This is a genomic window from Methanosarcina sediminis, assembly GCF_052056915.1.
Lineage (GTDB): Archaea > Halobacteriota > Methanosarcinia > Methanosarcinales > Methanosarcinaceae > MTP4.
In genome coordinates, this window is the sequence record NZ_CP195119.1 from 3,263,535 (window position 1) to 3,282,651 (window position 19,117).

A 19,117-nucleotide genomic window follows, 5' to 3' on the forward strand; every position below is an offset into this window, starting at 1 on the left:
TTTTGTGAGTGCCGGGCTCTTTTCAGGTAAGTCCCGGTAACTTTTCCGGTAAGTTCCTGCACCTATCTCCAGATTGTAATTTTCCCTGTTCTCCCTATATTATGTATTCTCTGCACTTTATAACCGTTTATCTCTCAAGGTTTAGCGGTTTCTCTACAGTTTACCGTTTGCAGGAGGCCTACATGGCATTCCGCAAAGCCGTTATCAAGCCTTTCACACTGTTTTTTAAAACAAATATATACCCAAAATTATTTCCTGCATTTTTATAGTTCTCTTTTATAACCTTTTTGTTTTCTCTTTTTGGACTATAAATTTTACATAGTATTATTATGCTCCGCTGCATTTCAAAAGAATTCTGTATCTTTTATGTATATCGTGCTTTGATCGGAACAAGGATTAATGCTGTGGAAAACGTTCTAGGTGTTGATTACTCCAACCCGGTCAACCTCCTGCATGTCGGAAGGTCCTGCGACCCCTGTATTGCATGTGCTGTCCATACCATCGACCTTACAGGGAAAAACGCTCCGGGTATTTTAAGATTAATATGAAGCTTAATTGAAAAGGTATGTAAGCTTAATTGAAAAGGTATGTAAGCTTAATTGAAAAGGTATGTAAGCTTAATTGAAAAGGTATGTAAGCTGAATTGAAAAGGCATTTAAGCTTAATTGAAAAGGTATGTAACAGGTATTGAAAGGTGTATATGAGGTATAAATGAAAATTTCCCTCATTTGCTCGAAAATCTATTCCTCTTTATTGCCTTATCTTTACCTTAATTTTTCCGGGGGTTTTCCCCTATATTTTTCTCGAAATCAGAATTGAATCCATTTAAATGTTAAAATATGTACCTCATTTCTGATGTTATTTTTCAATAATAATTTCTGATTTTTTAATACTTTCTATTTAATTATAGATTCTTTTATCATAATTTCTACTATTCTGTTGTTATGTGCATCAGTGTGAATCTATCATTATTATTTCAAAGGTTTAGATTCCTTTCATCTGGTTATTTCTGGTTCTCTATGTATATTCATGTCCTTTGATGGCTATTATTAAATTAAACATAATCGTATATTTTCGAAAGAATAATTATAACTTTCATTTCATGGAAAAATATATTTATTTGTTCATGTAAAAAAACTTAAATACTATTTACTCATTCCAAATATTATCTGTATATTTATATGACGATTTATATAATTTCAATGGATGTTTAAGAACCATTTTCCTTTCGGACATATAGTTTGGGTATATAAAAAACAAGATGTGGTAGAATATGGTCATTGGAAAAAAGAATTTGGTTCATACACTGGAGAGTATGGACTTTTTAAAAATGGATAGGCGTACCTTTCTAAAAGCCGTAGGTGCAGTCGGTGCAACGGCATTTCTCGGTACGTACAAAACGGAGATTGTAAGTGCTCTTGAATTTGCAGAGACAAAGCTTGTCTGGTTGCATGGGGCGGAATGCACTGGTTGTTCCGAGTCCATCTTAAACGGTGGCAACCCGGACATCGTCCAGGCGATTACCAAGCTTAACGTTAATCTCGCTTACCACGAGACCCTCCTTGCTCAGCAGGGACTTTTCGTGGATGGGAAGCCTGCAAACAGCTCAGAGCTGAACTCCGAAATCCTTGTTGACGAACTGATCGAAGAAGGCAACTACATCCTGATCGTTGAAGGCGCAATCGCAAATGGGCCAGATGGTTCCGGCCGCTACTGCGTGATTGGGAACAGGCCTTTCAAGGAACTCTTTTCCAAAGCGGCAAAGAACGCTAACGCAATTCTTGCAGTGGGCACCTGTGCAGCATACGGTGGAATAAACTCCGCAGACAGTGCCGTTTCCGAGCTTACCGACTACAGGGGAGTGCAGTTCACAAAAGAAGACGGCTCCAAAGGCATGCTCCAGGAACTTGGCATCCGCAAGCCTGTGATCAATATCCCTGGCTGTCCCGCACACCCTGACTGGATCCTCCTGACCCTCGGGGCGGTAATCCTTGGAAAGCTCAGGATTCCCGAAGACCTCAATTCCGCTCTGGACAGGTTTGGAAGACCCAAAGTATTCTTCCCCCCCGGGCATACGGTGCACGAAAACTGTCCCCGGCGCGGCTACTACGACCGCGGGGAATTCGATACGGAAATCGGAGGGGAAAAGTGCCTCTGGAAGTTAGGCTGCAAAGCTCCTTACACCCACTCGGACTGTGCCCTGCGCCGCTGGAACGGTTCCGTAAGCATGTGCACCCAGGCAGGTTCCCCCTGCATCGCCTGTGTGGAGCCCGGGTTCCCGGATTCTGCAAGGCCCCTGTATGTTGAAGCTGAGGACAAGGGCGTGTTCCTCGGGGCAAATATCGATACCGTCTCTAAAGCCGCAGTCGGTGCATCCGTGCTTGCCGCAGGTGTACATGCAGTGCGCAGAATGAAAGGAGATGATTAAAAATGGTAAACGTTACAGTCGATCCCCTTACCAGGATTGAAGGCCACCTCCGCCTGTCCACCGAGGTTAATGCAGAAGGTGTAATCACCGATGCCCAGAGTTCCTGCCTGATGTTCAGGGGCTTTGAACGCATGCTTCAGAACCAGGACCCCAGGGATGCAGCACTCCTGACCCAGAGGATCTGCGGGGTCTGTCCTACTTCTCATTCTCTGGCAGCAGCAAATGCTCTTGACCAGCTCTTCGGGGTTGCTGACAGTGTGCCCAAGGATGCTCTTGTGGCAAGGAACATCAACCAGGCGTTAAACACCCTTGCAAGCCACGCAACCCATGTCTATGTGCTCTGGGGCCCTGACCTTGCAAACCCCTCTTACCGCGATGTCCTTACCCCTCTTGGAGAAACCGGAAGTGCTGTCTGGAAGGAACTTGTGGGCAGGTTTGCCCCTATCAGCTACAGGATTGATGGGAATGCCATTCCGCCAGGTAGCTCCTACCTTGCAGCAATCCCTGAAAAGAAACGCCTTCAGGAAGCCATCGCAGTCATCGGTGGAAAGATGCCTCACCAGGTCACTTCCTATCCGGGTGGGTACACCTACAAGCCAACTATCGCAGACATCGGCAAACTTTCCTCTTATTACCTTCAGGTGATGGACTTTGTTTCCAGCTACACCTTAAGAGTCCCCTTCGAGACCTGGATTGAAAATACCTATAAGGCAAGCTCCCCCCAGAAGGCCGTGAACTTCGTGCTCGAGCACCTCCAGGGGCTCGTGGACAGCAGTATTTCCGGTTCCAACAGCAACAACTTCAGCAGGGAAGCCGGCTGGGGTGACACGGAATTCTACGCCGCATTCGGTTCCGAACTTGTGGGAGAAACCCTCCTCGGGCTTCCGGCCAGCCTGAAACACGACCGTACCGGCGGATATAGTGATCCCTCAAAGATCAACTTCCTGGCTTACGGCGCTTTCTACAAGACTGAAAACGGGGACGGGTACGATCCGAACAGCCCGGCAGGCGACCGTTTCCAGACCTCGGGTATCGTGACCGGGAACCTCGAATACAAAAACTTCGATGCCAGCAAGATCACCGAAGGCGTTTCACACGCTTTCTATGAAGATACAGGGGAACTTCACCCCTCGAAGGGTGAGACAAACCCAATAGGCGATCCTGCAGAAATCCGCTATGACCGCGGCTCCGAGAGCAGGTATACCTGGGGCAAGGCCCCGAGATATGAAGGCATACCCTGTGAAGTCGGTCCCCTTTCCCGCCTGCTCGCTATGAAAGAGCCCCTGGTGACCGGACTGGCCCAGGCCTTCAAGGATAACGGATACTCTCCGGCAAACACCTACACCAGGATGGTGGCCCGCATCCAGGAGATTGCCATTATCGCAAATGAGCTCCTTAAGTGGGTAACTGTTGACTATGACCCGAACGGCAAGATTTCCGTGCACACTGACCTTTCCATGGCGAAGGACTCCGAAGGCATGGGACTCTGGGAAGCTCCCCGTGGAGCTCTCGGGCACTGGGTCTCCACAGACAGCAACTCAAAGGTTGTCCGCTATCAGCCTGTAGTCCCGAGTACCTGGAACATGTCCCCGAGGGACGGTGCAGGTGTCCCGGGTCCGCTTGAGCAGGCCCTGATCGGGTCAAAGATTAATGCGGCGGAAAACGCACTCGGTATCGATTATTCTAATCCTGTTAACATCCTGCATATCGGCAGGTCCTATGACCCGTGCGTTGCCTGTGCGGTTCACACCATTGACCTTACCGGGAAAAACGCTCCTAAAACCTTAAGACTCGTATAAGGAGATGATCTTTCATGAGAGGCAAAAACAACCCTATGGTTGTTGAGCGCTACACGGTACTCGACAGGGTGGCTCACACCGCCCATGCTTTTGCAATGGTAGTGCTTATCCTGACAGGGTTAAAAATCTATATGGGCTGGGACTTCATGAGCTTCCACAACGCCAGAGCTCTCCACATGATCATGGTTCCGGTTCTCCTTGCGGTGAACTGGATTCTGATCCCTTACAACATCTTCTCTGCAAGTGAGGGCGGAGTTCAGGCAAAAATGGAACATTTCATGGACACGTATATCTTCAGCCTTGAAGATGCAATGCGCCTGAAAGCAATAATGTTAAATTTCTTCGGGAAGGGTGACTACCCGGCATTTACCATCTATGATGAGGTCGAGGGGCACTACAAGACAAAGCTTCACCCCTTGATGAAGATCCTTATCGTGCTGGAAGGTACTGCTATTCTGGTCATTGCAGTTTCGGGAATTGTCCTGTACAAGCTTGACTGGGTTCTTTTCGGGCTTCCCGTGGGCTCCTGGATCCTTTCGGCAGGGGACCTGATGGCACCTTTCTTAGGTATGTCTTCACTGCAGTTAATGAGGGCAATTCACCTGCTCATGACCTACTGGTTCGTCTTTGAACTGGTTGTGCATATCGGGATTCTGGAGTTTGACCCCCATGTCTGGAAGTACTACAAGGCAATTTTCTGGTCAGGAAAGGAAAACCTTGCAGATAGGCACTTCGTTGATATCGTGGGCCATGAACCGAAGAACAACGTGCCTGACAGAGAGCTTGTCTGGCACGATTCATCCGAAAAAGTCCTGGATGCCGCAAAAGAGTAGATTTAAGAGTGAGGTTTATAGCCGTATCCTGCTAATATAGGCATATTCCTCTCTAAAAAATAAAAAGTCCTGAATTGACCTGTGTTAACTAGAATACCTGTGTTGACCAGAATACTCCTGTGTTGACCAGAATACCTGTGTTGAGTGAGAATATGTCTATATTACATGCTCCGGTCCGAATCCTGGGCTGTGGAAGCCCTTTCATGGGAGATGACGCCGTCGGCCTGAAGGTTGTTGAAGCCCTTAAAAAAACGGAACTTGAAGGGCTTGACGGTCTAGAAGTAGTAGACGCTGGCGTTTGCGGCCTGGACCTTTTAAGCCTGCTGGATGGCGCCCGGAAGGTCATAATTGTTGACGCGATCCTGACCGGCTCTCGGGCAGGTACCATCCACCGGCTTTCCGGCCTGGACCTGATAGCAGGCACTGCACCCCACGACATCATTTCGGTACATGACATGACCATATCCGATGTCCTGAAAATAGGGGAACAGGTGCAGGAACTTCCGGAAATCGTGGTATTCGGTATAGAAATAGGAAAGCAGGCTACGGAAATTACAATGGAAATGAGCGCTGATGTGCTTGAAGCCGTAAACGAGGCAGTCCGGTTGATCAGGGAAGAAGTTTCTGACTTCTTCTGACGGGCTTTTCTTTTCATATTTTCTGTTTTTTTTCCAGGGTTTTTTGAAATAATTCTACTTTTTTGAGTTACTTTTTTCATCTTTCGGGTAGAATATTAACTATTCCTACTTTAGAACTACATATTTTCCATGGGGTTGTGGAATGGGTGAAAAAGATCTCCTGTATAGGTTCAAGCATCTTGATTTCATGAAAATGGACCGGCGCACGTTCCTGAAGGCTGTGGGGGCTCTCGGAGCGTCTTTGTTTTTACAAAATTACCGAAGCCAGATCGTAAAAGCCCTGGAATTTGCTGAAAATCGGATTGTCTGGATCCAGGGAGGGGAATGCACAGGCTGTTCCGAGTCCCTGTTAAACGGAGGGGAACCTGATATCGTGCAGGCGATGCAGCGCCTTAACCTGCGTATCGCATACCATGAACTGCTGATTGGCCAGCAGGGAATTTTTGTGGAGGACGAACTGGCCAATACCTCCGAACTCAATTCTGAGATTCTTTTTGAAGAGGTTATTAAAGAAAAAGGGTATATCCTTGTGGCTGAAGGGGCGATTCCGAACGGTCCGGCAGGTACGGGTAAATACTGTATCCTGGGCGGCAAGACTTACAAGGAAATATTCCGGGAGGCTGCTGAAAATGCTGCTTTTATCGTAGCTGTCGGGCAGTGTGCAGCGTACAGTGGGGTAAATTCGGCTGACAGCGATATTAAAGATCTGATGGACTTTAGGGGAGTTGCATTTACCCTTGAGGACGGGGAAAAAGGAATCCTTCAGGAACTGGGGATCGATAAGCCTGTCATCAATATCGCGGGCTGCCCTCCTCACCCCGACTGGATGCTGCTGACCCTGGCGGCGGTTATCCTTGGGAAAATCAGGGTTCCTGAGGACCTTCCCGAAGTCCTGGATAAATGGAAGCGGCCCAAAGTCTTTTTCCCTCCCGGGCACACCATCCACGAAAACTGTCCCAGGCGCGGGTTTTATGACCGGGGGGAATTCGATACTGTCGTAGGCGGGGAGAAATGCCTCTGGAAACTCGGGTGCAAGGCTCCCTATACCAATGCTGACTGTGCGGTGCGCCGCTGGAACGGCTACCACAGCCTCTGCCCTCAGGCGGGTTCCCCATGTATATCCTGTGTTTCTGCGGGTTTTCCTGATAGTTCCCGGCCTTTTTTCCAGGAGATTGAGGACGTGGGAATTGTGGGTACCAATATCGATACTGTGGCAAAGGTTGTTGTAGGGGCTTCCCTTGTAGCGGCCGGAGCCCACGCGGTCAGGAAATTTACTGAAAAAGAAGAGCATGAAGAAGAGGAAGGAAAAGGAGCGGAAAATAGAGACGGTGGTGGAGCCGGAGAAGAAGGTGAAAGAACCGATGAGGGAGAAGGGGCAATGGAGAAAGGAGGGATGAAATAATGGTGAGGGTTACGGTTGACCAGCTAACAAGGATTGAGGGGCATTACAGAATCGATACGCAGGTCGATGAATCCGGTGTTATCACCGAAGCCCAGAGTATGGGGCTCCTGCTCCGGGGGTTTGAACGTTTCCTCCAGCACCAGGACCCCCGGGACGCGGCCCTTCTTACCCAGCGGATCTGCGGGGTCTGCCCGACTTCCCACTCCCTGGCAGCGGCAAATGCCCTCGACCAGCTCTTCGGGGTTGCGGACAGCGTCCCGAAGGATGCCCTTGTCATGCGCAATATCCACCAGAGCCTGAACATGATGACCAGCCACGTGACCCATCTCTATGTGCTCTGGGCCCCGGACCTTGTAAACCCTGCTTACAGGGACCTGCTGGCAACTGCGGGGGAGGCAGGAAACGCGGTCTGGAAAGAACTTCTGGGCAGGTTTTCTCCTATCAGTTACAGGGTTGATGGGGGTGACATCCCTCCTGGCAGGGCCTATGTCCAGGCAATCCGGGAAAAACGCCGCCTGCATGAAGCAATTTCCCTTTTTGCGGCCAAGATGCCCCATGCAGTACTGGCCCATGTGGGGGGAGTTACTTACGGGCTTACGCCTGCCGATATCACCCAGGTCGCTTCCTACTACTGGAAGACACTGGAATTCATCGAGAATTTTACCCTTGGCTTCTCCCCCGAGACCTGGTTTGAAAATACCCACAACGCAGCTTCCCCGAAAAAAGCCGTTTCCTTCGTGCTTGACTGGCTCCGGGAACTTGTGGACTCTCCTGCGGCGGCTTCAAACGATTTTTCCTATGCCGCAGGCTGGGGCGACCTCCCCCTCTTTGCAGCTTTTGGATCCGAACTACTGGGAGAAGAAATCCTCGGGCTTCCCGTGAGCATGAAATTCGACAGGGCAGGGGGCTACAAGGACCCTGAAAAGATCGGCTTTCTCTCCTACGGAGTCTATTATAAACCCGAACTCGGGGACGGCTACGACCCCACCAGCCCCCGGGATTCCCGGGTCATTCCCTCGGGTTTCATGAACGGGAAGCTTGAGCTTGAGCGCTTCGACCACACAAAGATTACCGAAAGCATCGCCCATGCCTTCTATATGGATTCCGAAACCGAAAAGACTCCCCTGGAAGGCACTACCGAACCGGAACACGATCCTGATAAAATCGATTTCAACGCGGCTCCCGAGAACCGCTATTCCTGGATAAAAGCCCCGAGTTACGGGGGAATCCCCTGTGAGGTAGGGCCCCTTTCCAGGATGCTGGTCATGCAAGAACCCCTTATCACCGGGCTTGTGGAGACCTTCCGGGAAAATGGCTATCCTGCGGTCAACAACTATGTCCGTATGCTGGCAAGGGTTCAGGAAGTGCTGATTGTCGGGGGACAGCTCCTCAAATGGCTGACGCAGGACCTTGATACGAACGGGAAATTTGCGGTTCATACCGACCTTTCCATGGCAAAGGACTCGGAGGGAATGGGACTCTGGGAAGCTCCGAGGGGAGCTCTGGGGCACTGGCTCTCAACGGATTCGGATTCGAAAGTAAAAGTGTACCAGGCGGTTGTTGCAAGCACCTGGAACCTTGCTCCGAGAAATGAGTTGGGAATCCCGGGCCCCGCGGAACAGGCTCTCATAGGCACGAAAATTTCTGCCGCGGAAAACGCCCTTGGAGTCGATTACGAGAACCCTCTGGGCATCCTGCATACAGTCCGTTCCTACGACCCCTGCCTGGCCTGTGCCATCCACACCATTGACCTCACCGGAAAGGAGGACGAGAAGGTCAGGGTGGTCTGATCAGGGAGGCCAAAATATGGGGGGAAGAAATATGGACGAAAATTCCGATATTTCCGGCTCGGGTGGTGCTGGAAATAGTGGTAGTGCTGGAAATAGTGGTAGTGCTGGAAATAGTGGTAGTGCTGGAAATCCAGGAAGTTCCGGAAGTCCCGGAAGTCCCGGAAGTCCCGGGGAAAGCATGGTCGTGGAGCGCTACACCCGGATGGAGAGGGTCACACACCTGATCCACCTGCTTTCCATGCTGGTTCTTGTTGTCACCGGACTTAAGATCTACCTGGGCTGGGATTTCATGGATTTCGATACAGCCCGCGCCCTGCACATGATTGCAGTTCCTTTCTTCCTGGCAGCGAACTGGATCCTTGTTCCTTACAATGTTTTTTCGTGCAGGGGAGAGGTCTGCGCCCTGAACGACAGGTTGAGCCATTTTATCGAAAGTTACATCTTCGGGCCCGAGGATGCCGAACGCCTGAAAGGCATCATACTCAATTTTTTCGGCAAAGGGGAGTGTCCGGCATTTACGGTTTATGATGCTCAGGAGGGACATTATGTTACGAAACTTCACCCGCTGCTCAAGCTCCTGATCATCTTCGAAAGCTCTGCAATTCTTCTAATCGCCGTTACGGGAATCGTTCTCTACAACCTTAACTGGTCCCTCCTCGGGCTTCCTATAGCTCAGTGGATCATCTCGATTGCCGGGATCTTTGCCCCTTATCTGGACGTTTCGGCTCTGGGCCTGATCCGTATCGGGCACCTGGTCGCAACCTACTGGTTCCTGTTTGAATTCGTGATCCATGTGGGAATCCTTGAACTCGATCCCAAAGTCTGGAAGTACTATAAGTCAATCTTCTGGTCGGGAAAAGAGGACCTTTCGGACAGGAATTTTGTTGAAGTGATCAATAAGAAATCAGAGCTCAACGAGAAATAAAGGCTCAACAAGAAATCAGAGCTCAATGAGAAATAAAGGCTCAACAAGAAATCAGAGCTCAATGAGAAATAAAGGCTCAACAAGAAATCAGAGCTCAACAAGAAATAAGGGTGGATTAATTACTGCGTGATACTCAGATGGTGCATAATAATTTGTTATAAGTTGTATGTCGGGAGCTGGCAAAGAGCCTGTCCGGATTAAGCCCGGCAGTCTCCTGCTAATTCTCTTTTTGCTTTCCCGGTTACATAAAAATGTTCGAAAATTAACGAAATTTATTGTATTTTTAATATTTTTTTCCCATCCAATTAATTGGAAATGTATGAAAATTTCCAAACGGTTATATACTTCACACCACGTAATTATATATGGGTATATAGATGTATGAACTGGCAGGGTTTCGTACCAAAATCGGCCAGATCATCCTCAACCTGTTGATTCTTCTTTTGCTGGTGGCGCTCGGTCTGAAAGTGGTTGAGGTTGCTCTCAAATGTTTAGTGTTTCATCACCCATTCTAAAAAACGAGGGTGTTCTTTTTTCTATCCTGAATATTTCCCTACCGAAATCCTTATTGTAAGCCCGGGCTATTGGCAGAAGTATGGAAATGCAAAAGGAAATCCAGGTCATCTGCGGGACAGTGCAGATCCCTGCCCTTCGGGAATTCCTGAAAACAATGAACGTCGTCTCCTCTGCCCATGGGGTCACCATCCAGGGCCTGAATGCGGAATTGCTTGCAGGGGAGAGGCATCTTCATTTTGCGGTCGGAAAGGCTCTTCGGGCAGTGGCTGCGGGAACTAATGTGGCAAAGGACCCGGGAGTCGAGATCATGCGTTATGCAGCCGGGGAAAGGCAGATCGAAAAGAGTTTTGCAATCGGGCTGCATGAAGGAAAAAACAGAGCTGCATTCGTGCTGCTCGGGAAAAGGGAAAATTTGCTTTCGACTTTTTCCGAAATTCAGAAGATAATCGATGAAAAGCCGTGTTCCGAAATGCTTGCCTACTCCGATGCCAAAAGGGAAGGGGTCCTTGCCCTTTTCGGGATTACGGATGCGGAAATCGAAGCCGCCGGGGAAGATAAAATCCCTGAGCTTGTGCTTGAAAGGGTGGCCCTGGCAGACCTGTTGAAGTGAGTTGTCGGTCGGATTTTTTCCCTTGCTTATTCTTCCCTGCTTATTTTTCCCTGCCCATTTTCCCTTCTTATTTTACCCGGTTTTATTCTGTGAGGGCTTTTATTCCCGGGGTTTGCCCTACGTTGGATTTTACACTTTTTTTCTCGAACCAGTCCATCACTGCAAAAGCCAGGGCCCTGGAGCCTTCAAGGAATTCCTCCTGTCCAAGCATCTCCTCTTCAGTCCGGATGTATTTCCCTTCCACTATCTCGTGTCCGGAATCTTCAATGAGATTTTTTATCCACTGCTCGTCAGCTTCCGGATGGAACTGCAGGCCAAGCACATTCCCACTGTAGATGAAGCCCTGGTTCGGGCAGGCCTCGCTTTCGAAGAGCCTGGCTGCTCCTGCCGGTATTTCAAAAGTATCTCCATGCCACATGAAGGCAGTAAATTCCTGGGGCATGTCTGCAGGAAGCTCTGAAATAGGAGGGCAGTCTTCAGTAAAATGCTCATTTCCTTTTTCGTTCACAGTGGATCTGACCCTGTGCCAGCCGATTTCCTTGAACCTGTTTTTGCTGACTTTCCCGCCAAGGACTTCCGCAAGCATCTGAGCGCCGAAACAGCTCCCCAGTATGGGTTTGCCTGCTTCGATCGTTTTCCTTACAAAATCCTTTTCAGGCCTTAACCAGGGATATTCTTCTTCCTGGTAGACGCCCATAGTGCCGCCCATTATCAGAAGCAGGTCGAATTCTTCAGGGTCCGGAAAAGCGAGGTCTCCTTCGTAGGGCAGGGTTTTTGTGAGTTTGTGGCTCTTCTCTTCTATCCAGGTTGCAATATTTCCAAGTGTCTCGGTTTCAATGTGCTGGAGGCAGTGAATTTTCATCGTTTTTCCACCTTGAGGATGAATTGAGTGGGAATTAATTGTATGGAATTAATTGTATGGAATGAATTGGTGGGTTATTTCCCAAAGATTAATTAATATATTTATAAAATTTTCTTTGCTGTTTCAGTTTGTTCTATGTTTTCTTTCCGGGCAACAGATTCATTAATATACTATCGTGTCAACAGATCACATAAAAAGGCAAAGAACATCCGTAAAAAATGAGTTTTTGATCACCAAAAATTAATTCTACTTTAGAATATGAACCTATTATCAGGAAGCAGGAAAATAGAGACGATTACCATGCCTCATCCGAAAACCGTAGAAGAAATGATTGAGTGTGCTGGCCCTATTGAGTGTGATTTACTGCCGAGGCTCGTCCAGGTGACGGAAGCCGCTGCCATTGCCGCAGCCTACCAGATGGGGCGCGGGGACAAGCATTTTGCCGACCAGGTGGCGGTCGCATCCATGCGGAGGATGCTGAACAAGCTTGACATGAAGGGCATGATCAAGATAGGGGAAGGGGAACGCGACGAAGCCCCTATGCTCTTCATCGGGGAAGAAGTGGGAACCGGCAAGGGTGACCTTGAGGTGGACATTGCCGTTGACCCTCTGGAAGGGACGAACCTGACTGCAGATGGGGCTCCGGGCTCGGTTGCGGTCATGGCAATGGCAGAAAGGGGTGGAATTTTCCACGGCCCGGATATTTACATTGATAAGATCGTGGTGGGGCCTGATGTGGTAAATTATGAAAATGAGCATCCCGGTGAAAAGATCGACCTGGACGCCCCTGTCAGCCACAACCTTGAGATCGTTGCAAAAGCTCTCGGGAGGAGCATCGACGAGCTCGTGGTCGTAATCCTTGACCGTCCCCGGCACGCCCAGAAGATAACGGAGATCCGGGAAGCCGGAGCCAGGGTGAAGCTAGTTTCGGACGGAGACCTGATGCCCGGGGTTGCAACCGCAGTCCGCGGCTCGGGTATCCATGTTGTCATGGGCGCAGGCGGCTCGGGTGAAGCCGTGCTCACGGCAGCCGCAATCAAGGTCCTGGGCGGAAAGATCCTTGGAAGGCTTGTCCTGCCCACGGTTGCAAACGGCAAAGCCAAAGAAAAGATCGAGGAGGAAATTGAAGAAAAGCTCCCAAGGCTTGAGAAGATGGGCATAACCCTCGAAAGCCTTAACGAAGTCCTAGACACGGATAAGCTGGTCCCCGGCAAAGACGTTATCTTTTCCGCAACAGCCGTCACTCCCGGCCACTTCCTGCGTGAAGTCAACCTCTTCGGCGACGGGGATGCCAGGGTGCACACGATTTCCATGGGCGCTTCCGGCGTTGTCAAGTTCACCGACAGTATCTACATAAAGGACAAGCAGGAGACTCCTCTCTACCTGTAATTCCTTTTTCATTTTTCCTTTTTTCAATTTTCCGATCTTGTTTTTACTTGTTATTCAAAGGAATTCATCTGCGTTTTCCCATTTTTTTCAGGTTTTTTCAGGTTTTTTCCATTTTTTTCCCAATTTTCGCTCCATTTTTACTTTGCTTTCAATTTTTGGATTTTCTAAAGAATACGAAAAAAGGTTAAGAATACGGCAAAAGGTTAAGAACCAGAAAAACGAAGGCAGAACAAAAAATTCCGAGTTAAAATATGAAGGTATTTCTTGAAAGTTTTGGCTGTTCTGCAAGCCTGGCTTCGGCCGAGATCATGAAGGCAACTGTGGAGAGACTTGGGCATGAGCTGCTGGAGTCAGGGTCGGCTGCTGAGGCGGAGGTCTATATCTGCAATTCCTGTACGGTCAAGTACACCACCGAGCAGAAGATCCTCTATAAAATCAGGACAATGGGCGAACAGGGTGTGGAAGTCATCGTTTCCGGCTGCATGCCCGAGGTCCAGTTAGAAGACATTCTGCACGCCAACCCCGAGGCCCACATCCTGGGGGTAAACGCGGTTTCCCGCCTTGGCGACCTGCTCTCTACCCTTGAATCAAGGAAAAAGACAGGAATGCCGGCAGAGAGGCTTGAAATCAGGACCCCCGATCCTGTCGGCTTTTTGAGCGTTCCCCACAAACGTTCCAACCCGAACATCCACATCTGCCAGATCTCCCAGGGCTGTAATTTCGCCTGTTCCTACTGCATAGTCCGGCACGCCCGGGGAAAGCTCCGGTCCTTCCCGCCGGAAGCCATAGTCGAAGATATCCGCGCAGCCGTTGCCGAAGGCTGCCGGGAAGTCTGGCTCACCTCCCAGGACGACAGCCAGTACGGCATGGACACCGGGTTCAAGCTTCCCGAACTCCTCCGCTTGATCTCGAAAATCCCCGGCGACTTCAAGGTCAGGGTAGGCATGATGAACCCCTTTTCCGTCCTCCCTATCCTTGATGACCTGGTGGATGCTTTTGATTCCGACAAAATCTTCAAACTTCTTCACATTCCCATTCAGTCCGCTTCTCACTCCGTGCTCAAACGCATGAACCGCCTGCACAGGATGGAAAACGTGGACATCATCATCACGAAATTCCGGGAACGCTTCGAAGACCTTTCCCTTTTCACCGACATTATCGTCGGCTTCTGCGACGAAAGTGATGGTGACTTTCAGGAAACCGTTGAGTGGGTGGAAAAGTACCGGCCTGAAAAAGTCAATATTTCCCGTTACTCTCCCCGCCCTCACACGAAAGCTTTCTCTTTCCGGAACCTCGATTCCAGGATTTCCGTGCAGCGTTCCCACGCCTTGCACCGGGCCTGTGAAAAGATTAAGCTCAGCTCCAAGCACGAGATGATTGGCTGGAAAGGCAGGGTCTTCGTCTCGAAATACACGAGTATCGGAGACGTGCTTGCCCGTACGGACTCGTACCGGCCTGTGGTTATCAGCGGCTCGGACCTTAAACCCGGACAGTACGCTGAGGTGGAGGTCACGGACGCGACCCCGGGGTATTTCCTGGGGAAACTGATCAGGTGAAGGTGCAAGCAGTCATTTTATTTCTTTTCACCTGCACCTTTTATTATCTGTACTTTTTACCACCTGTACCTTTTGTTATCTGGCATTCTAAATTATTGAATTTCTTTTTTTCATGGGTCACAGATTTATATAATCCATTTTATATATTGATTTGCAAATAATGCCATGTAACCTTTTTTGAGAAATGGGTCTTCGTGTCTGGTTTTACTTTGACTGAGGTACTGATTAGCGGTATGAGATAAATGAATCATGAAATAAGGTAACTGACTCACGACATGAAATAGCTGACACAAAGTCTGATGTAAACGACTCACGACATAAGGTAAATTGCTCACAGCATGGGGGGTTTTTAGTGCTGGAAGGTATCGGCATTGGAATTGGAAAAGGTATCGACCTGTTGTCCCGAATAGCAGACAAAGCTCTTGATAAGTTCTGGAGGGATGCTTCTGCAAGGAAGCACCCGATAATCGACCTTCAGGGTAATTTGAGTTATTCGCTTTCGAACGAAGACGGCCTGTTGTACGTAAGAAACGATTTTACGGCTTCCCCTTATGATGAATTCGAGTTCATTTTCGGGAGCCTTTTCCTGCCTGACCCGGTCCAGGAACTCCTTTCCGAAGATGGCGATAATGATAAAGTGCTGCTTCTGATGGTGTACGGAGAAGATACTCAGGACCTTTTACTCTCAGAGCTTGATGTGAGCACTGATTACATGCTTGATCTTCCCCACGGGGTCTATTCCTTTTTCGGGCTTATTCTGGATGCAGGAACTGAAGACCTTTTAGATTCCACAATCTATGCCATAGGTCTCCCCTGTGAGGACAATCTGAACAATCCGGATCTTGAGAGTTTTTATCTTGAGAATCCTGCTGAGATCATGGAATTCGTCAATCCCTCTCCTGTAGAAATTACAGGTGGGGGCCCTTACTATCTCAATTTGATTATGCTGGATACTGAGCAGATTCCGGACTGCCCCCTGCTCCTTTCAGAGTTTTTGGAGGAAGATTTCGTGCAGTCCCCTATTTGAAAGGAAAATAATTATATAGTTGCCAATTTTCAGTAATTCCGAATGCTACTGAAAACCGAATACGAAAAAGTCGAAGCCTACATCACAAAAGACAGCTCAATCATCCGCGAACTCATGCACCCTGCTGTCCACGGCAACTCAAAACAGAGTATCGCCGAAGCCACGGTGCCGCCTGGCGGAGTTACAATTCTTCACAAGCACGGGATTGCAGAGGAAATTTATAATATCACCGAAGGCAGCGGTATAATGACCCTCGGTTCGGAAGAATTCGAAGTCTGTACAGGGGATACAATCTGCATCCTGCCGGGAATCCCGCACAGGATCAGAAATAATTGTGAAAAGGAGCTGAAAATTTTCTGTTGCTGCGCGCCGGCTTATTCACATGAGGATACAGAATTGCTGGAATAATGAAATATTAGTTTTTTTTCGGTTAATTTCTATAATTTTTAAATATATTATATGCTAACAGTATGAATAAACCACACATCATAATAAAAAATATGAAAACTAAGTTCATGAAATCAGCGGGGATAATACTTGTAATAATTCCTAAGAAGTAGGAGGTGACAATTAGGTAAATAAAGCTATCATACATTTGGATGGGAGTCTTAAGTTCTTTAATAGTAGAGACATTAAGCATAGAATGAAGGTCTGTCAATGCGTCATAATATTTATTTAGCTTGTCTTTATTAAAGGTGTCTCTTACGTTTAAATTTAAAGTTGATTCGTTCTCAGCATACCATTTTTTATAATCTTCTAATTGTGTTGATAGTTTACTTTCTATTGTTCTTTTTTGCCTTAAATAACTACTAGTTATCGAAAAAATGACTGTACCGCTAATTGCAAGCGTAAAAAAGAGAGTTGCTAGTGAAAACTGTATTCCGTTTGTTGATTCTATTCTATACGTAAGTATATGAGAAATTGTTGTGTTGAATATTTCTTTTGTCGTATTTTCATCTACTAGACTTATAAGGATTATAACATAAACTGTCAAGAACATTAGAAATATTACCAGTGAAGTAGTAATTATAAATATATTTTTTATGGTTATGTTTATGATTGTTTCTAACAAGATTTTTAGCTGTATGTTTATTTTCTTCTGATATTTTGCATAGCAAAAACAAATTATCATGCCGATTAATATTATTGCACTAGGCATGAAATATACTAAAAAAGTTGAAATATTTTTTGATATATTAATCTGTATGGTGCCAAACACAACTATTGAGATAAGGATTACTAACAAAATTTTGTACCAGTAATATGCTTTTTTCCCTCCTAGTTGCAGATTACTTATAATGATTTGTTCGTTTGAGTAATCCTCTAAATAATCATGGAGATTGTCTAAAATTTTAATTTCCTTGATTTTGGTTGTTTCAGATTTCAAAAGTTCATTATATATCTGATAAAATGATTTTTTTGGTTGAATCGAATTGAATATGAAAACCGAAACTGCCGTGGATATTACAAGTAACAAAAAAATGGATAAATCCTCAAAGGTTGGCATATACGATAACAATTATGATTTTCTTGAATATAAATTTTGCACAGAAGTAACTACTTAAAATTTTTCCATCGCTTGATCTCAAACATCTTTTGCCTCTACAATTTCCTTAAAGTTGGTAAATGCAGAACTCTGTTTTTCCATTCTCTTCTGGAATGCCATTGATGGTGCTTTTTCTTATGTATGTGCATCCTTGTCTTTCTAATGGTAAAGGCCGCTCGCAAGCGAGCGTGACAATAACGACGGGATGAGGCTAATAAAGTTGCCCTGTTTATTTATGAGAGGCATGAAGTGCATCCGGTTGCCATTTTTCTTGGTGTGCTTTTGATGGCTGAATCCTGTTTTTTCCATCAACAGCCTCGACGCCTCAGGCGGAACGAACATCGGCGCCGGCATGAGTACTGCAAACAGCCACCTGATCAATTCCGGGGATTCCGGACACGCCTGGATGGTAATCCTGCTCACCGACGGCCAAGGCTCCTACAGCGATTACTACACCCAGCAGGCAATCGCCAACAACATCACCGTCTACACCATCGGCCTCGGCAGCGATGTGGCACCTCTCTGCTCACCACCATAGCCGAATCCACAGGCGGCAAGTGGCTGGTGTTTTTCTTATTTATCGTTTTCTTCTTTTTTTCAAGGGAAAGGCCGCTCGCAAGCGAGCGTGAAATAACGACGGGATGAGGCTAATAAGGTTGCCCTGTCTTATTTTTTTTCTTATCTCTTCCTCCTATCCCGATTTTTCATTCCTTCTCTTCATACCATTCGTCCCTTGCCTCCACAATCGCCCGCATATTCGCAAGTGGGGTCATCGGGGCGATTCCGCAGCCAGGGGCCAGGATGTCCACGCCGTCCGAGAGGCACTGTTTTGCTTCCGCCTTCACGGCTTCGGGGGTCCCGAAGAGGAGGGTGCTGGAGGGGGCGATGTTTCCGATTACTCTTGCCCGGTCTTCTATTGCGGCTTTCGCAGCTCTTATGCTGACTTTTTCTTCGATGCTGATGGCGTCGAAGCCGCATTCGGAGAGGGAATGGAGGGACCTTTCAACGTCTCCGCAGATGTGGAGGATTACAGGCCCCCGGGTTTCTTTGCAAAGGCGTGTGAAGCTTGGTTTCAAAAGGTCCAGGGCCTTCGGTGGCATCAGGTCCGTGGCCACAAGCCCCCCGTCGGGTACGCAGAGCACGTCCGCCCCGTGCTCGAAAAGAGAATTTGCGTACTCGATACAGATATCTGTGCAGACCTCCATGAACCGGGCAACGTAATCGGGTTTTTTCATGAACCATACAAGGTAATCGTTTATTCCCGCAATATGGGAAAACACGGTTGAAGGGCCTTCCATGCCTGCGATCAGGGGAACCTCTTCTTTTCCTGCTTCTCCTCCGGTCCGGGCTTTCAGGATTTTGGTTGCCTCCAGAAGGGCAGGGATTCTTCCCCTTTCGAGCAGGTCTTCGGGGACTTCAAGGCCTTCCGGGCTTTTCGAGAAGGGGTGGGAAAGGACTGAGGGCTGGATGCCTTTTGTGCCCATACGGATTTCGCAGCCCAGGGCTTCGGCAAGCACGGTCAGGCAGTAGGGGTAGCGTACGGCTTCGAGCCCTGCGATCTCGTGGCCTGCAAGGGCAAGTGCTGCCATCTTTTCCGGGTCTGAATGGGCTTCAGGCCAGTAGGCTCCGGTCAGGTCCATCAGTTCGACGGTTCCGGTCTGGGTGACTGAGAGGGCGGGTACCCTGTCGACAGTTTTTCCCTGAAGGGCGTTGAGAAAGTTTTTCCTGAGATTCGTTTCCATTTTTCTGGCTCCTTTTTTTCAACTTCTTTTCAACTTCTTTTCAACTTCTTTTCA

The 19,117-nt window shown here is 48.0% G+C and carries 18 protein-coding genes; 15 read left to right on the forward strand and 3 right to left on the reverse strand.

From position 1 onward, the window contains the following. The first annotated feature begins 404 nt into the window (after positions 1 to 404). The 10 genes from ACSAZK_RS14290 (at position 405) to cgi121 (ending at position 10,941) form a co-directional block, all read left to right on the forward strand. Positions 405 to 548 (forward strand): hypothetical protein, encoded by a 144-nt coding sequence (locus tag ACSAZK_RS14290; RefSeq protein WP_440954745.1) that lies wholly within the window; start codon positions 405 to 407, stop codon positions 546 to 548. A 725-nt stretch (positions 549 to 1,273) separates the two neighbouring features. Beyond that, positions 1,274 to 2,428, forward strand: coding sequence for a hydrogenase small subunit (locus tag ACSAZK_RS14295; protein ID WP_440954746.1), 1,155 nt, complete (start codon positions 1,274 to 1,276; stop codon positions 2,426 to 2,428). Positions 2,429 to 2,430: 2 nt separating this feature from the next. Beyond that, entirely contained in the window at positions 2,431 to 4,227 is a 1,797-nt protein-coding gene (locus ACSAZK_RS14300; RefSeq protein WP_440954747.1) for a nickel-dependent hydrogenase large subunit, read from the forward strand. Between the two features lie 14 nt (positions 4,228 to 4,241). Further along, a complete protein-coding gene (locus tag ACSAZK_RS14305; RefSeq protein ID WP_440954748.1) occupies positions 4,242 to 5,060 on the forward strand; it encodes a cytochrome B in 819 nt (272 codons plus the stop codon). 152 nt (positions 5,061 to 5,212) lie between these two features. Then, a complete protein-coding gene (locus tag ACSAZK_RS14310; protein ID WP_440954749.1) occupies positions 5,213 to 5,698 on the forward strand; it encodes a hydrogenase maturation protease in 486 nt (161 codons plus the stop codon). A 142-nt stretch (positions 5,699 to 5,840) separates the two neighbouring features. Next, positions 5,841 to 7,100: a hydrogenase small subunit gene (locus ACSAZK_RS14315; RefSeq protein ID WP_440954750.1), complete on the forward strand. Its 1,260-nt coding sequence runs from the start codon at positions 5,841 to 5,843 to the stop codon at positions 7,098 to 7,100. Beyond that, positions 7,100 to 8,890 (forward strand): nickel-dependent hydrogenase large subunit, encoded by a 1,791-nt coding sequence (locus tag ACSAZK_RS14320; RefSeq protein WP_440954751.1) that lies wholly within the window; start codon positions 7,100 to 7,102, stop codon positions 8,888 to 8,890. Before ACSAZK_RS14315 ends, ACSAZK_RS14320 begins: the two co-directional genes overlap by 1 nt. Positions 8,891 to 9,068: 178 nt before the next feature. Next, positions 9,069 to 9,815: a cytochrome B gene (locus tag ACSAZK_RS14325; RefSeq protein WP_440957031.1), complete on the forward strand. Its 747-nt coding sequence runs from the start codon at positions 9,069 to 9,071 to the stop codon at positions 9,813 to 9,815. Positions 9,816 to 10,192: 377 nt separating this feature from the next. Then, positions 10,193 to 10,330, forward strand: coding sequence for a hypothetical protein (locus ACSAZK_RS14330; protein ID WP_440954752.1), 138 nt, complete (start codon positions 10,193 to 10,195; stop codon positions 10,328 to 10,330). Between the two features lie 80 nt (positions 10,331 to 10,410). After that, on the forward strand, positions 10,411 to 10,941 hold the full coding sequence (gene cgi121 / locus ACSAZK_RS14335) for a KEOPS complex subunit Cgi121 (RefSeq protein WP_440954753.1): 531 nt from the start codon (positions 10,411 to 10,413) through the stop codon (positions 10,939 to 10,941). Between the two features lie 82 nt (positions 10,942 to 11,023). Here cgi121 and ACSAZK_RS14340 read toward each other — a convergent pair whose 3' ends face one another. After that, positions 11,024 to 11,803, reverse strand: coding sequence for a type 1 glutamine amidotransferase (locus tag ACSAZK_RS14340; RefSeq protein ID WP_440954754.1), 780 nt, complete (start codon positions 11,801 to 11,803; stop codon positions 11,024 to 11,026). 300 nt (positions 11,804 to 12,103) lie between these two features. Between ACSAZK_RS14340 and glpX the strand changes: the two genes are divergently transcribed. From glpX to ACSAZK_RS14360, 4 genes are all read left to right on the forward strand, one after another. Continuing rightward, the gene (glpX, locus tag ACSAZK_RS14345; RefSeq protein ID WP_440957032.1) at positions 12,104 to 13,192 is read left to right on the forward strand and encodes a class II fructose-bisphosphatase; all 1,089 of its coding nucleotides are present in this window, start codon (positions 12,104 to 12,106) and stop codon (positions 13,190 to 13,192) included. 251 nt (positions 13,193 to 13,443) lie between these two features. Next, positions 13,444 to 14,748: a tRNA (N(6)-L-threonylcarbamoyladenosine(37)-C(2))-methylthiotransferase gene (locus ACSAZK_RS14350; protein WP_440954755.1), complete on the forward strand. Its 1,305-nt coding sequence runs from the start codon at positions 13,444 to 13,446 to the stop codon at positions 14,746 to 14,748. 352 nt (positions 14,749 to 15,100) lie between these two features. Continuing rightward, entirely contained in the window at positions 15,101 to 15,775 is a 675-nt protein-coding gene (locus tag ACSAZK_RS14355; RefSeq protein WP_440954756.1) for a hypothetical protein, read from the forward strand. Positions 15,776 to 15,817: 42 nt separating this feature from the next. After that, a complete protein-coding gene (locus ACSAZK_RS14360; RefSeq protein ID WP_440954757.1) occupies positions 15,818 to 16,183 on the forward strand; it encodes a cupin domain-containing protein in 366 nt (121 codons plus the stop codon). 22 nt (positions 16,184 to 16,205) lie between these two features. On the opposite strand, the gene ACSAZK_RS14365 is transcribed toward ACSAZK_RS14360, so the two are convergent. Next, complete coding sequence (locus ACSAZK_RS14365; RefSeq protein ID WP_440954758.1) at positions 16,206 to 17,282, reverse strand: hypothetical protein; 1,077 nt, start codon at positions 17,280 to 17,282, stop codon at positions 16,206 to 16,208. 346 nt (positions 17,283 to 17,628) lie between these two features. On the opposite strand from ACSAZK_RS14365, the gene ACSAZK_RS14370 reads away from it, so the two are divergent. Then, positions 17,629 to 17,859, forward strand: coding sequence for a vWA domain-containing protein (locus tag ACSAZK_RS14370; RefSeq protein WP_440957033.1), 231 nt, complete (start codon positions 17,629 to 17,631; stop codon positions 17,857 to 17,859). A 166-nt stretch (positions 17,860 to 18,025) separates the two neighbouring features. On the opposite strand, the gene mtaA is transcribed toward ACSAZK_RS14370, so the two are convergent. Next, on the reverse strand, positions 18,026 to 19,063 hold the full coding sequence (gene mtaA / locus ACSAZK_RS14375) for a methylcobamide:CoM methyltransferase MtaA (protein WP_440954759.1): 1,038 nt from the start codon (positions 19,061 to 19,063) through the stop codon (positions 18,026 to 18,028). Positions 19,064 to 19,117: the final 54 nt, after the last annotated feature.